Raw genomic sequence first — 13,980 nt, 5'->3', positions numbered from 1 at the left:
CGGGACCCTTGCATGAGCAATAGTAACTGGCTGGAGAAAATCCTCCCTGCCGTACGTCGCCCCCAGGAAAGTCGGCGCTCCAACATTCCAGAAGGGCTGTGGCGAAAGTGCCCGCGATGTGAAGGGGTGGTCTACCGGCCAGAACTGGATCGCAACATGGATGTGTGTCCAAAGTGCGATCACCATTTGCGTATTGGTGCCCGTCGTCGCCTTAAATTGTTTCTTGATGAAGGTGTGCAGACGGAAATTGGTACGGAGCTGGCCCCAGTGGATCGTCTCAAATTCAAGGATTCCAAGAAGTATAAGGATCGCCTTGTAGCGGCGCAGAAGGCCACCGATGAGAAAGATGCACTGGTCGTTCTGAAGGGTACTTTGCATGGTGAACCGCTGGTTGCCTGCGCTTTTGAGTTCAGTTTTATGGGCGGCTCAATGGGCTCCGTGGTGGGTGAGCGCTTTGTACGTGCGGTGAATGTGTGTCTGGAGCAGAAGCTGCCGCTGGTCTGTTTTGCAGCCAGTGGCGGAGCGCGCATGCAGGAAGCCTTGTTCTCACTGATGCAGATGGCAAAAACCAGCGCCGCGCTGGAGAAAATGCGCCAAGCGGGTTTGCCGTTTATTTCTGTGCTCACCGATCCTGTCTACGGCGGCGTATCGGCGTCCCTGGCCATGCTGGGGGACGTGAATGTGGCGGAGCCCAATGCGTTGATCGGCTTTGCCGGCCCGCGAGTAATTGAACAGACCGTACGCCAGAAACTGCCCGAAGGGTTTCAGCGCAGTGAGTTTTTACTCGAACATGGCGCCATCGACATGATTGTCTCGCGCCACGATATGCGCGAGACCCTTTACCGCTTACTGGCGAACATGGTGGGCTGGTCGCCACTGGTTCTGGATGACTGACGTCCCACTGCCGGGCTCGTTGCCCGAGTGGCTGCGTCGCATTGAATCCATGCATCCGGCCGATATTGAGCTGGGCTTGGACCGGCTTCGTGACGTAGCCACCCGTTTGGCGGTGGCTCGTTTTGCTATTCCGGTGATTACCGTTGCAGGTACCAACGGCAAAGGCTCAACGTTGCGCCTGATGGCTGCCTTGGCAGAACAGCAAGGCCGCAAGGTCTGCCTCTATACCTCTCCTCACCTCCATGTGTTCAACGAGCGGATACGCTTGCCAGATGGCCTGGCGAGTGATGCGCAGTTGTGTGCAGCATTCGCACAAGTGGAGCTGGCAAGGGCAGATGTGCCGCTTACCTATTTTGAATTTACCACCCTGGCCGCTCTCTGGTTATTCAAGGCCAGCAATGCCGACTTGCTGTTACTGGAAGTCGGGTTGGGAGGGCGGTTGGATGCGGTCAATATTGTCGAACCCGACGTGTCTGTGGTGACCTCCGTAGGGCTTGATCATCAGGACTGGCTGGGCAGCACCCGTGAAGCTATTGCCGCAGAGAAATGCGGTATCGCACGGCCCGGTAAACCGCTGGTGTATGGCGAAGAAGTCTGGCCGGAGAACCTTGTGGCCCTGATTTCAACATTAGGCGCTATTCCAGTGTTCGCCGGCCGTGATTTCCACATTGGTGGCGCTACACTGTGGTTAATTGATGGCGAGTCGGTGAGCTTACCGGAAGCCGTGCGGCTAGGGGCAGATAATTTGGCTACGGCCTGTCAGGCGTTGAGCTTGGCTGGGGTAAACTGGCAGCAGGCGGATTTGACTGCAGTTGCTGAGTTGGGTCTGTTTGGACGTTGCGAACAACAGCAAATAGATGGTGTGTCCTGTTGGTTCGATGTAGGCCACAATCTGCCGGCGGTGCAACGTTTTCTCCGGCAGTTGCCCGACTGTGCCGGGACCCGGCATCTGGTGTTTGGCATGATGGCAGATAAACCCATTAATGGCGTGATGGCCTTATTCGAAGGAATGGCTGTGCACTGGTACCTGGCTGCACCGCAGGTCCCCCGTGCGGCTTCTACTGCTATGTTGCAAAGCGCTTTACCGCCCACTGCGCAGTATAATGAGTATGCCAGTGTGTCGGCTGCTACTCATGCAGCGTTGTCGGCGGCATCGGTGGACGACCAAGTGATTGTTTTCGGATCATTTTATACCGTGGCAGAAGCCCGAGAACCGGGGACGTCGTGGTAGAGGATGATGCCTCGACCCTCTTTGCAACAATGAATGCTGAAGGGAGAAACTGGTGGATAATCGAGCACGTCAGCGCCTTGTAGGCATTGTGCTGTTACTGGTTCTGGCTGCGGTACTGGTGCCGTTCCTGTTCCGTACCCCTGAACAAGTACGCGGTGCGTTGAATATGCAGATTCCTGAACCGCCGGAGCACAAAACGGTTTTGGTTGAACCGGTCGTAGAGCAGGACCGGCGCGAGGCGGTGGATGAACGCATCGCCGCCGACCGCGAGGCAGTGCAGGGCGCGGCCAAGAAACAATTGGATGAAGATAACGCAAGCGTTGTTCCAGAACAGCCAGAGCCGGTTGTCCCTATCAAGGAAGAGGCCGCAGAGTCTCCACCGACAGGCCCCGTGATCCCGTCTCAGGTGGAGCCTGGCGACGGGCCGGTACTGGCCGGGTTTGTGGTGCAGACAGGCAGTTATTCGAAGGTAGATAACGCTAAGGGCATGGTCGACAAGCTTAAAGCGGCAGGGTACCGGGCCTATACACAAACCGATAGCCATGAGGGGAAAGTGGTTCATCGGGTCATGGTCGGGCCAGAAATTCGTAAAGAAGATGCCGAAGCAACGCAACAGCGACTGGCCAAGGACGATCATTTTAAGCTTAAGGGGCTGGTGCGCATTTACGTGCCGTGACCTGTAACGGCACGTTTGGCTTTGGGCTTCAGTGGCCCGGGCAGGGGTTATTTCAGATTTGCCGCTAATATTGTGGCGCGGGGGAGAGGCAGCAAAGGTGGGGATGCATGGGCAAGCGGGTTTGGCTCTGATAGACTGCGCCGTCTGTATTTGTAGGGCATTGTGCCGGCCTTTTTCTCAGTTTGGCGTTGTCCTTTTTTTCAGCCTTCACCCGCCGGCGAGAGCACGCTTTACATGAATCTGGCAGACGGCATCATTCTGTTTGTTATCACAGTCTCTGCACTTCTGAGTGTTCGCCGGGGATTTACCCGCGAAGCCTTTTCGTTGCTCACATGGGTTGCGGCCTTTATTATCGCGCGCCTGTTTAGCCCGGCCCTGGACCTTCTTCTCCAGGAACAGATTACCACCCCCAGCCTGCGCGCCGCTGTTGCCTTTGGCAGCTTGTTTGCTCTGACTTTGGCCGTGGGAGCTCTCGTCAATCATTTGCTCGGTGAACTGATCCGCGTTACGGGTTTGAGTAGTACTGACAGATTGATGGGGATGGTGTTCGGGGCCCTGCGTGGGGTGCTGCTGATGGTGGTACTGGTCGCTTTGGGTCGGCATATGTTTGCTGCTGACCCTTGGTGGCATGAATCTACCCTGGTTCCTCATCTGGTGATGATGGAAGCGTGGACCCGGGGCGTGGGCGAGAGTCTTCTCGCCTTTATCATGAATGTAAGTGGCAGCTAGAGGTAAGCACCATGTGCGGCATTGTGGGTATTGTCGGTCATAGCTATGTGAACCAGGGGATTTATGATGCCCTGACCGTTCTCCAGCATCGTGGCCAGGATGCGGCTGGTATCGTAACCTGTGACGGTGATCGTCTCTACTTGCGTAAAGATAACGGCATGGTGCGCGACGTTTTCCGCACTCGCCATATGCGCCGCCTAGTAGGCAACATGGGGATTGGCCATGTGCGTTATCCCACCGCAGGCAGCTCCAGTTCGGCGGAAGCTCAGCCGTTCTACGTGAACTCCCCTTATGGCATTACGCTAGCCCATAACGGCAACCTGACCAATGCGGAAGCCCTAGCCGAGCATATTTTCCGTGCTGATCTGCGCCATATCAACACCACCTCTGATTCCGAGGTTTTGTTGAACGTTTTTGCCCACGAACTGCAAAGCCGAGGCAAGCTGAAACCCGAACCGAACGATATTTTCGATGCCGTGGCAGCGGTTCATGATCGTGTGCAAGGCGCTTACGCGGTAGTTGCCATGATCACCGGTTACGGCATCCTGGCTTTCCGTGACCCTCACGGCATTCGTCCTGTGTGTTTTGGCCGCAAAGATAGCCCTAATGGGCCAGAGTACATGGTGGCCTCTGAGTCTGTGGCGCTGTCCTCACTGGGCTTTAATGTAGTGCGTGATTTGGCCCCAGGCGAAGCCATTTACATCACCGCTAAGGGGGAAATGCACACCCGTCAGTGTGCCGAAAATGCAAGCTTGCATCCCTGCATTTTTGAGCAGGTTTACCTGGCGCGGCCGGACTCCATTATCGACGGTATTTCTGTGTACAAGGCACGCTTGCGCATGGGCGAAAAACTGGCCGAAAAAGTAGAGCGTGAATGGCCAGACCACGACATTGATGTGGTCATCCCGATTCCCGATACCAGCCGCACTTCCGCTTTGCAGATGGCCAATCATCTGGGGGTGAAATACCGTGAAGGCTTTATCAAGAATCGTTATATCGGTCGTACTTTCATCATGCCCGGCCAGCAACAGCGCAAGAAATCTGTCCGCCAGAAGCTCAACGCTATTGAGCTCGAATTCCAGGGCAAGAACGTGTTGCTGGTGGATGACTCCATCGTGCGCGGTACCACCTGTAACGAAATCATTCAGATGGCCCGAGAAGCAGGAGCTCGCAAGGTCTACTTTGCTTCTGCTGCGCCGGCGGTGAAATACCCAAATGTATACGGCATTGATATGCCCGTGGCCCAAGAGCTGATTGCGCATGGCCGAACCACGGATGAAATTGGTGAATTGATCGGTGCTGATCGACTGATCTATCAAGACTTGGACGATCTGGTGGAAACCTGCAAGGAAGGTAACCCGGATGTGGTGTCCTTCGATTGCTCCGTGTTCAATGGTGAATATCTGGCCGGTAATATTACACCGGGTTATCTGGCCAATCTGGAAGCCCGTCGTAGCGACGCGGCTAAAGGCGATAGTGAAAAGACCCAGGCCTTGGCGGATAACGAAATTATCGATCTGCATAATCACTGATACAGTGATGAAACAACGCCGGCGGCGGCAGGGGCCGCCACCGGCCAAGTCGCCCGTAACGCGGAGTAGAATTTGCTGATGAGTGATGATCTGGATCCTAGCACCCTGAATGTGGAAACCTTGGCCATTCGTACCGCGCAACTGCGCACGGATGAAATGGCGCATTCCGATCCAATCTTCATGACCTCAAGCTTCGTATATGAAAGCGCGGCGCAAGCGGCGGCACGCTTTAGCGGTGAAGAGCCTGGCAATATTTATTCCCGTTTCACCAACCCAACCGTGCGGGCATTCGAGCAACGCCTGGCCGCGTTGGAAGGCGGTGATGCCTGTGTTGCCTTTGCATCTGGCATGGCGGCAATCAGCGGCACTTTTTTCTCCTTGCTGGCGCCGGGTGATCATCTTGTTAGTTCTCGTAGCGTGTTCGGCACCACCAATGTGATTTACGACCGTTACCTGAAAAAGTTCGGTATCGACACCACCCTGGTGGACATGAGCGACTTGTCCCAGTGGGAAGCCGCGATCCGCCCGGAAACGAAAATATTGTTTCTGGAAACACCGTCCAATCCACTGGCGGAAGTGGGTGACATTGCAGCCTTGGCTAAGCTGGCTCACGACAATGGGGCATTGTTGGTGGTGGATAACTGTTTTTGTACCCCGGCACTGCAAAAACCCATCGATTTGGGCGCAGACCTGATCATTCATAGCGCTACCAAATATCTGGACGGGCAGGGGCGCTGCCTTGGTGGTGCCGTAGTCGGGCCAAAAGAGCTTATGAGCGAGATTCTGGGTTTTGTGCGTTCTGCTGGCTCCTGCATGAGCCCGTTTAATGCCTGGGTGTTTATCAAAGGGCTGGAAACGCTAAGTTTGCGTATGCAGGCACAGAGTGAGCGGGCCATGGCACTGGCCGAATGGCTTGAAGTACAGCCGGGGGTTGCACGAGTGCATTACGCTGGGCTGAAAAGTCATCCGCAGCATGCGCTAGCGGGCAATCAACAGTCTGCCTATGGTGCGGTGATGTCCATTGAGGTGGAAGACGCCGCCGGCAATCGTGATCGTCAGGCCGCCTGGCGCTTTATTGATGCCACCCGCCTGATTTCCATTACCGCTAACCTGGGTGATGTTAAAACAACAGTGACTCACCCGGCGACAACCACTCATGGGCGGGTCAACGAAGAAGAAAAGCAGCGAGCTGGAGTAACCGAGAACCTTATTCGTCTGGCCATTGGCCTGGAAGGAATAGACGATCTAAAGGCAGACCTGAGCCGCGGCCTCAAAGCGCTAGCCAGCGCATAGCCAAGCGACAATCTGGGAAGCTCGGGTAAAGTTTCTAGGCGTTGCTCTTTTCAACTTTCCACGTTTGCAGGCTCAATTGAATCTCGCGAGCTAAATAAGTCACTCTCTTTTGCACGGCGTTAGCCCGTGTTGTAGCTTAAGGCTTGCAGCTTGCCACCTTGGAGAGTGGGTTAAGGGGACATAATGCAGGCACTGGATAAAGCCCTGGCCCAGGTGGGCCGTGTTGTGCTGGGCAAAGAAGAACAACTGAAACTGGCACTGACCTGCATGCTGGCCAGTGGCCACCTGCTGATCGAAGACCTGCCGGGCATGGGCAAGACTACCTTGGCTCATGCGTTGGCTCGGGTGTTCCAGCTGGATTACCGGCGGGTGCAGTTCACCAGCGATATGCTGCCAGCGGATATTCTCGGCGTTTCCGTTTTTGATCCCACCACCCAGCAATTCTCTCTCCGCGAAGGCCCGGTATTTACTCAGCTGCTGTTGGCCGATGAAATCAACCGGGCCACGCCGAAAACCCAAAGCGCTTTACTGGAAGCCATGGAAGAGCAGCAGGTGACTTTGGATGGTGTCACTCGCCCTTTGCCGGCGCCTTTTTTTGTGGTCGCGACCCAGAACCCGATAGATCAGGCTGGCACCTTTGTGTTGCCAGAATCCCAGCTTGATCGCTTCCTGATGCGTATCTCCCTGGGTTATCCCGCCCCCGATGTGGAGCTGGAACTGCTCGCCGGCGGTGATTTGCGTCAGCAGGTCCGTGAGTTGAAAGCGGTAATCAATGGTGAAGGTTTGATGAAGCTGGCCCAGGTAGTGGGCAAGATTCGGGTAACCCGTGAATTGCTTGATTATGTACAGCGGTTGCTGGACGCCACCCGCTCGGATGATCGCTTTGTGGCGGGGCTGTCGCCCCGTGCGGGGCTGGGCCTGTTGCGGGCCGCGCGAGCGTGGGCGCTGATTACCGGGCGCGACTATGTGCTACCGGAAGATGTCCAGGCGGTTTGGGCCTCTGTGGCAGAACACCGGTTGAGTGTCCGGCAGGGGGGCAGTGTGGCGGCCATCAGCCAGTCCTTGCTGCAGTCCGTACCCGTGGTACGGCGCTAGGGTGGCGCGGTGAAGTTTCCCCCGGGAGTGCGTGGACTGTATGAACGGTGGTTGATGCGCCGTTTGCCCGCTGCCCGCCAGATCGTGCTGAACCAGAAACGCATTTTTATTTTTCCTACCGGTTACGGTTTCTTCTATTTGTTGGTGGCGGGGCTATTGTTTATTGGTGGCATTAATTATGAAAACAACTTGATCTTGGCACTGTCGTTTTTAATGGCGAGTTTGTTTCTGGTTGCCATCCTCCATACCTTTCGCAATCTCTCGGCCCTTGGCTTGCGCAATGGCACGGCAGAGTCCGGTTTCAGTGGCGAAGAAGGGGCGCTGGAAGTGGTGTTGTTCGCCGAGCAGCGAGCCCATTATTGTGTTTGGCTGCGCTGGCCGGGGCAGGATGCTCAGCAGGTCAGCGTGATGGCAGGGGAGGAGGAAAGCCTGTGGTTGAATTTGTTTCTGGCACGGCGGGGTAAAACAACCGCGCCACGGTTAAAAGTGGAAAGCCGGTTTCCTCTGGGTTTGTTACGCACTTGGTCCTATGTGACGCTGGACCATTATTGTCTTGCCTGGCCGCGACCGCAGGAGAGTGAAGACTGCCCGGCGGATGGCGGCAAGAATAATCAGAGAGCCTTCACTAGGGGCCAGACCGGTAACGAAGAGTTTCAGGGGCTGCGCCGTTACGTTCCCGGTGATTCCCTGCGCAAGATCGACTGGAAAGGCTATGCCCGTGGCAGAGGCCTGAATACCAAGCTGTTCGAAGAGCCTGTGGGCGGTCGACTCTGGCTGCGCTGGGACAAGCTGGAAGGCTTGGGGGATGAACAACGGCTTTCCATTTTGTGCCATTGGGTGCTTGAACTGGACCGGCAACATCAGCCCTATGGATTGCTGCTGCCGGGGCTGACATTGGCACCGGACACCGGCGATATGCACCGCTGCCACTTGCTGGATGCGCTGGCCTGTTATCCGGAGTTCTGATGGCACGCATTTACCAGGTTCCTTCCCATACCCGGCTCTGGCTAACGCTTGCAGTGACGTTCTGTGCGTTACCCCAGCTAGTCAAAGGCCCACTTTGGCAGAGCGGTTTGTTTGCGCTGGTGGTGGTGATTCGCGCACTGGTGAATCGGCAACGGATGGCACTGCCCGGTCGTATTATTCGCAGCCTGTTGTTGATGGGAGCGGTGGCGCTCACCTTTTATAGCTTTGGCCGCCTTTACGGACCGGAAGCGGGGGTTGCCTTGCTGGTGTCGTTGTTCGGGCTCAAATACCTAGAGGTAGTGAGCCAGCGCGATGCCTATGTGTTGCTGGTGTTGGGTTTCTTTGTCTGCGCCACGTCGTTGCTCTTTTCGCAAAGCCCACTGATGTTTCTCTACGTACTGTTGTGCATGGTGCTGCTCACCGCGTGCTTGGCGGGGATTAATCACAGCGATACCCGTGCCAGTGGGCTACAGCATCTTAAACGTGCCGGGGTGATTATGGCCCAGGCGATACCGTTGATGCTGATTCTGTTTGTGCTGGTGCCCAGGGTGGCCCCATTGTGGAATATGCAGGTGGGCAACGGTAAAGCCCGCACCGGGATGACAGACAGCATGGCGCCGGGGCAGATTAGTGAACTATCAGAATCGTCTGCCCTGGCGTTCCGGGTGGCCTTTGAGGGCGAGATGCCGCCCCCGGCGCAACGCTACTGGCGGGGGCTCACGCTGAGCTATTTTGATGGCCGCGCCTGGCAGCAGGCTATTCCCAAAGGCATGGACAAAGAGAGCTACCTGTATCGTGGCGGCGGGAATAAGCCGGACTGGATGACGGCGCTTACCGCTGGACGTAGCGACGGCAATAGTTACGCCTACCAAGTGATTGTCGAGCCCACCCAGCGCCGTTGGCTGTTTGCCATGCCGGTCCCTTTCGTGAGTGACGAGGGGGTTAGTTTGGCCCGGGATATGCGACTGGTGTCAAATAGCCCGGTCAGTCAGCGACAGCGCTACCGGGTGGTCAGTGTGCCAGCGGCGACCCGTCGGCTGCCATTGGCGCCCCAGGAAGAAGCGTTGATGCTGTCGATTCCGGATGACAGCGGTCGCCGGGCTCGAGGGCTGGCTCAACGGTGGCGTCTGGATAGCGACTCAGATACGGCAGTGGTGCAGCAGGCTCTTGCCTACTTTCGTCAGCAACCTTTCCACTACACCCTGCGGCCGCCAAAACTGGTGGCCGATCCCATCGACGATTTCTTGTTCCGTTCGCGCAAGGGCTTCTGTGAGCACTATGCTTCCAGCTTTACTTTCCTTATGCGGGCTGCGGGCATTCCTGCTCGGGTGGTGGTGGGCTACCAAGGCGGGGAACAGAATAGCCTGGGGTCTCACTTACTGGTTCGCCAGTACGATGCCCATGCCTGGAGCGAGGTCTGGCTGGAGGAGCAAGGATGGGTGCGGGTAGACCCAACCGGAGCGGTGGCGCCGGAGCGGGTGGAGCGCGGGTTGAGGGCGGCTCTTGAAGATGAGCAATCCGGGGCGGGGCTGAGCGGGATTGAATTGGATGCTTTTGCTGGCAGTGGTTTGTTGGGGGCCATGCGTGAGTGGGCAGATTATGTGGATTTTCGCTGGCAGACCTGGGTGCTTGGCTATGACAGCCAGTTACAACTGTCTGTACTCGGCAAGTTGCTTGGGCAGGTCACGCCCCTACGGTTGGCCGTAACGTTGATGGTGTCTATTGCGTTGTTGCTGGGGGTGTATGGCCTGTATCTGTTTTGGCGTACTCCGACGCATCGTCAATCTTCAATGGAAAAGGAATTCTGGCATCTATATCAACATGTTCAGGGGCGAGGGTTGAGGTTGTCACCTGGGTTAACCCCTTCATTGTTGGCTGAATCCATTGCGGAACGCTGGCCTCGGGCCGCCGGTCCGGCGCATGACTGGGCCCGTTACTACCAACGTTCGCTGTACGATCCGCAGCAAAAACCCGGCAAACAGCAAATGCGCCATTTGCGTGGCCTGCGAAATCGGTTATGTAAATTATTGATCTAGTGTGCTGGCCGGAGGCGGTGGTGTTCGTTTCACGGTTACTTCGGAGTGTGCAGGAAACGAAAAATGCGCACGGTAAATTACAAGAAAACGCTGGAACGGACAGAGTGCCCCCCCCCCCCTTGAATTCAATTGTTCCGGGATGAATTGGCACCGCTTGAGAGCGGGGTTGGATCATGGGTTCATGGAACGGATCAACTCATCTGCGTGAGCCAGGAAAGCTGGGATTGCGGCTTGGAGGCGAGCTTGCAGCGGCTTGGAGTATTACATTCAGGCGCTGCTTTTTTTGCGATCAAACGCAGGAAACAGAAAGCCCAAGGCCTGACACACCTCACGCCTTGGGCTTTCTTACATATATACTTTAAGCTTATCGCGGATCACTTTCTGGATGGCTTTTACCTCCATCGGAGAGCGATGAGCCAGCTTTGACGGTTGAATGCGGTGGAGGTGCAAGCAGGGGGAGTCCTTCCGAAATGCCCGTAAATCGCCTTTAGTAATTACCGGGAGGAATGGAATCTCGTTAGTTCCTTTTTTTATCAGTGCCCACAGGCCAACTTTCAACGGCACAGGCCTGATAACACGTTTGCCGTACTTCAGTAGCCGCAGGGTCAGAAATAACCCCTCTTTGCCAAATAAATCCCCCGGTACAATGTACATCCCACTGGCATGCACACTATGGTCGCTAATGCCGTTGAAGGTGTCATGGTATGCGTAGGGGTCGGGCAAAATAATCATCGAACGATCATCGCCATCCGGCAGCGAGATCTCGTAGTTGGTGTAAAGCTGCTGTACCGGCGCACTGTAAACACACAGCGTGTCCTGGAACTGTTTGATAAAATTGACCGCCCGCTTATGGTTGTCAAACTGGTTCAGTTTCCAGATTAGATGCTCAGGAATCCCCAAATCATTCAGCATAAATCACTATCTAACGTAGTTATTAATTATTGGTTATACCAACAGAATATAGCATAGGTTTTGTTTGTTACACGTATTAGCGTGTGACAAAAAGCGGCAGCCTGACGGCGGTCACGGCGAAACGAGGGCGGATGTAACGAATGGCGAGAGTTTTTCCGGTAGACAACGCGATTGAGCCGCTTTTAAAAGCGTTAAAAACGGACACTCGCGCCATTCTTGAAGCGCCACCAGGTGCCGGGAAGTCCACCCGTGTGCCGCTGGCGTTACTGGACAGCGAGTGGGGAGCCAACGGCAAAATCCTGATGCTGGAGCCGCGTCGAGTGGCTGCACGCTCAGTGGCCACCTTTATGGCCTCTCAACGGGGTGAACCCGTGGGGCGATCCGTCGGCTATCGCACCCGTACTGACACCCAGGTAAGTGCACATACCCGCCTGGAAGTGGTCACTGAAGGCGTACTCACGCGCATGTTACTCAATGACCCGGAACTGCCCGGTGTCAGCCTGGTCATCTTTGATGAATTCCATGAGCGGTCACTGAATGCGGATCTTGGTCTGGCGCTGATGTTGGAGACCTGTGAGGTATTCCGTGCGGACTTGGGCTTGCTGGTGATGTCTGCCACTTTGGACTGCGGGCCGCTGCAAAATTTGCTTGGAGCGTCGGTGATACGCAGCGAAGGGCAAAGCTACCCGGTAACGGTGTCCTATGTGCCTGGTTCTGCCCGCCAGGATTGGCGGGATCATTGTGCCGAGCAAGTCATGGCGCTGGTTGGCACCGCTGGCGTGATGCTGGTCTTTCTGCCGGGTCAGGGGGAGATGCGCAGGGTTGCCAACCAGTTACACCAGTGCGGCTGTACTACGCCAATCACGTCACTCCACGGAGGCCTGTCGTTGGATAGGCAACAGCAGGTGTTGGCGCTTGCGGCCACGGAACCGCGGTTAATTGTGCTGACCACCAATGTGGCGGAAACCAGCCTGACCATTGAGGGGGTGACCCATGTGATTGACAGCGGGTTTGCCCGTGAGCCGGTTTATGATCCGGCAAGGCACCGCAGTCGGCTGGTGACCCGCCGCATCAGTGAGGCCAATGCCCGTCAGCGCAGTGGTCGGGCCGGGCGTTTGGGGCCTGGCCACAGTGTGCGTTTGTGGGGGGAGGCGGAGGTGTTGGCACGTTATCAGTTGCCAGAAATTCAGCGCGTGGGTCTCGATCGTCTGGTGCTGGATTTGGCTCGCTGGGGTTGTCGTGAACCGCAACAAATGCCATGGCTGGATGTGCCGCCTCAGGCGGCCTGGGACAGTGCGGTGCAGCGCCTGCAAAGCGCGGGTGCTTTGGACGAAAATGGCTCGCTGACCTCACGAGGAGAGGCCATCGCGCAGCTGCCGGTGGACCCGTCACTGGCATCACTATTGATTGTTGCAGGCGAAGCCGGATTGGCGGAGTCCGCGGCTCGGCTGGTTGCGCTGCTGTCCGAGCGGGATATTCTCCCTGGCGAGGGAGTGGATTTGCGGCGACGGCTGGACGCTCTGGAAAATCAGCCTCAGCGTTTTGGGGCAGTACTGGCCGAGGCGCGGCGCCTGAAAACCAATAACGGCCACCCCCAGCAGCGCTGGCGTGATGCGATGGGGACGTTGTTGGCCTCGGTGTATCCGTTACAGATCAGTCGCCGGCGTAGCGGTGGTCGAGGACGTTATCAAATGGCCGATGGCCCCGGCCTTTTTCTACACGACAGTGACAGTTTGCAGGGCACGGAATGGCTGCTGGTGATGGATACCGATGGTCAACCTAAAGACGCGCGTATTCGCCTTGCCTGGCCACTGACAGAAGCCGAAGTCGAGGCTGCCCTGGAAGAGCATGGGGTGTGGCGAGAACAGGTCGGCTGGGATGCAAAGAAGCAGCGTGTGAGCGGTCGCCGTGAGCGGATGCTGGGTAATCTGGTGCTGCAAAGTCAGACGTTGGCGTCGCTGGATAGCCAGCAACGGATAACCGGGCTGTTAGCCGGTATTCGTCAGCTGGGGCTGGCTGTGCTGCCTTGGGACGAGTCCTGGCGGCAATGGCAGGCACGGGTTGTTCGTTTGGCCTGCGTGCAGCCCGATGGGCAATGGCCGGATGTGAGTGAGGCCGGATTGTTGTCTGATTTGGAACAGTGGTTAGCGCCGTATCTAGCAGGAATGCGCAGTGCGGCAGACCTGAAAAAACTGCCGCTGGGCGCGGCACTGTCAAGCCTTTTAACTCTGGAGCAGCAGCGCCAACTGAAACAGGACATGCCGGAGAGTGTGCTGATTCCCACCGGGCGCAGTGTGCGGCTGGATTATACCGGCGAGCAGGTGGTGCTGGCCGCTAAACTGCAGGAACTGTTTGGCTTGAAAACGCTACCGGCACTGGCTGGTGGCGCCCTGTCGATTACGGTGCACCTGCTTACGCCGGCGGGCCGCCCGGCGGCCATTACCGATAATCTGGCGCGGTTCTGGACCGAAAACTATGCAGCGGTGCGCAAGGATCTGCGCGGGCGTTACCCCAAACACCCGTGGCCTGAGAATCCGCTGGATGCCCAGGCCACCGGTCTTACCAAACGACGGCTGGGACAATAGCGGCTCTGACTTTGCGTAGGGTGTCGGCTTA

11 protein-coding genes are annotated in these 13,980 nt (G+C 56.7%); 10 read left to right on the top strand and 1 reads right to left on the bottom strand.

What is annotated here, in order from left to right:
- Nucleotides 1-12 precede the first annotated feature (12 nt).
- From accD to ABNH10_RS08725, 9 genes are all read left to right on the top strand, one after another.
- Complete coding sequence (gene accD, locus ABNH10_RS08765) at nucleotides 13-894, top strand: acetyl-CoA carboxylase, carboxyltransferase subunit beta (RefSeq protein WP_349385583.1); 882 nt, start codon at nucleotides 13-15, stop codon at nucleotides 892-894.
- Nucleotides 887-2,125, top strand: coding sequence for a bifunctional folylpolyglutamate synthase/dihydrofolate synthase (locus ABNH10_RS08760; RefSeq protein ID WP_349385582.1), 1,239 nt, complete (start codon nucleotides 887-889; stop codon nucleotides 2,123-2,125). The genes accD and ABNH10_RS08760 overlap by 8 nt, the downstream gene beginning before the upstream one ends.
- 52 nt (nucleotides 2,126-2,177) lie before the next feature.
- Nucleotides 2,178-2,801 (top strand): SPOR domain-containing protein, encoded by a 624-nt coding sequence (locus ABNH10_RS08755; RefSeq protein WP_349385581.1) that lies wholly within the window; start codon nucleotides 2,178-2,180, stop codon nucleotides 2,799-2,801.
- A gap of 234 nt (nucleotides 2,802-3,035) precedes the next feature.
- Nucleotides 3,036-3,530, top strand: coding sequence for a CvpA family protein (locus ABNH10_RS08750; protein ID WP_349385580.1), 495 nt, complete (start codon nucleotides 3,036-3,038; stop codon nucleotides 3,528-3,530).
- Nucleotides 3,531-3,541: 11 nt separating this feature from the next.
- The gene (gene purF, locus ABNH10_RS08745) at nucleotides 3,542-5,062 is read left to right on the top strand and encodes an amidophosphoribosyltransferase (RefSeq protein WP_349385579.1); all 1,521 of its coding nucleotides are present in this window, start codon (nucleotides 3,542-3,544) and stop codon (nucleotides 5,060-5,062) included.
- Between the two features lie 78 nt (nucleotides 5,063-5,140).
- Nucleotides 5,141-6,355 (top strand): O-succinylhomoserine sulfhydrylase, encoded by a 1,215-nt coding sequence (locus ABNH10_RS08740; protein WP_349385578.1) that lies wholly within the window; start codon nucleotides 5,141-5,143, stop codon nucleotides 6,353-6,355.
- Between the two features lie 183 nt (nucleotides 6,356-6,538).
- Nucleotides 6,539-7,450: an AAA family ATPase gene (locus tag ABNH10_RS08735; protein ID WP_349385577.1), complete on the top strand. Its 912-nt coding sequence runs from the start codon at nucleotides 6,539-6,541 to the stop codon at nucleotides 7,448-7,450.
- Nucleotides 7,451-7,459: 9 nt separating this feature from the next.
- A complete protein-coding gene (locus tag ABNH10_RS08730; RefSeq protein WP_349385576.1) occupies nucleotides 7,460-8,416 on the top strand; it encodes a DUF58 domain-containing protein in 957 nt (318 codons plus the stop codon).
- The gene (locus ABNH10_RS08725; RefSeq protein ID WP_349385575.1) at nucleotides 8,416-10,452 is read left to right on the top strand and encodes a transglutaminase TgpA family protein; all 2,037 of its coding nucleotides are present in this window, start codon (nucleotides 8,416-8,418) and stop codon (nucleotides 10,450-10,452) included. Before ABNH10_RS08730 ends, ABNH10_RS08725 begins: the two co-directional genes overlap by 1 nt.
- A 345-nt stretch (nucleotides 10,453-10,797) precedes the next feature.
- On the opposite strand, the gene ABNH10_RS08720 is transcribed toward ABNH10_RS08725, so the two are convergent.
- Nucleotides 10,798-11,364 (bottom strand): hypothetical protein, encoded by a 567-nt coding sequence (locus ABNH10_RS08720; protein ID WP_349385574.1) that lies wholly within the window; start codon nucleotides 11,362-11,364, stop codon nucleotides 10,798-10,800.
- A 140-nt stretch (nucleotides 11,365-11,504) separates the two neighbouring features.
- Between ABNH10_RS08720 and hrpB the strand changes: the two genes are divergently transcribed.
- Nucleotides 11,505-13,949 carry an ATP-dependent helicase HrpB gene (gene hrpB, locus ABNH10_RS08715; RefSeq protein WP_349385573.1) on the top strand — a complete coding sequence of 815 codons (2,445 nt, stop codon included), beginning with the start codon at nucleotides 11,505-11,507 and terminating at the stop codon, nucleotides 13,947-13,949.
- The last annotated feature ends 31 nt before the right edge of the window (nucleotides 13,950-13,980 follow it).

Source organism: Alcanivorax sp. (genome assembly GCF_040119285.1).
Taxonomy (GTDB): Bacteria; Pseudomonadota; Gammaproteobacteria; order Pseudomonadales; family Alcanivoracaceae; genus Alcanivorax.
This window is presented reverse-complemented; position numbering and strand designations above follow the sequence as displayed.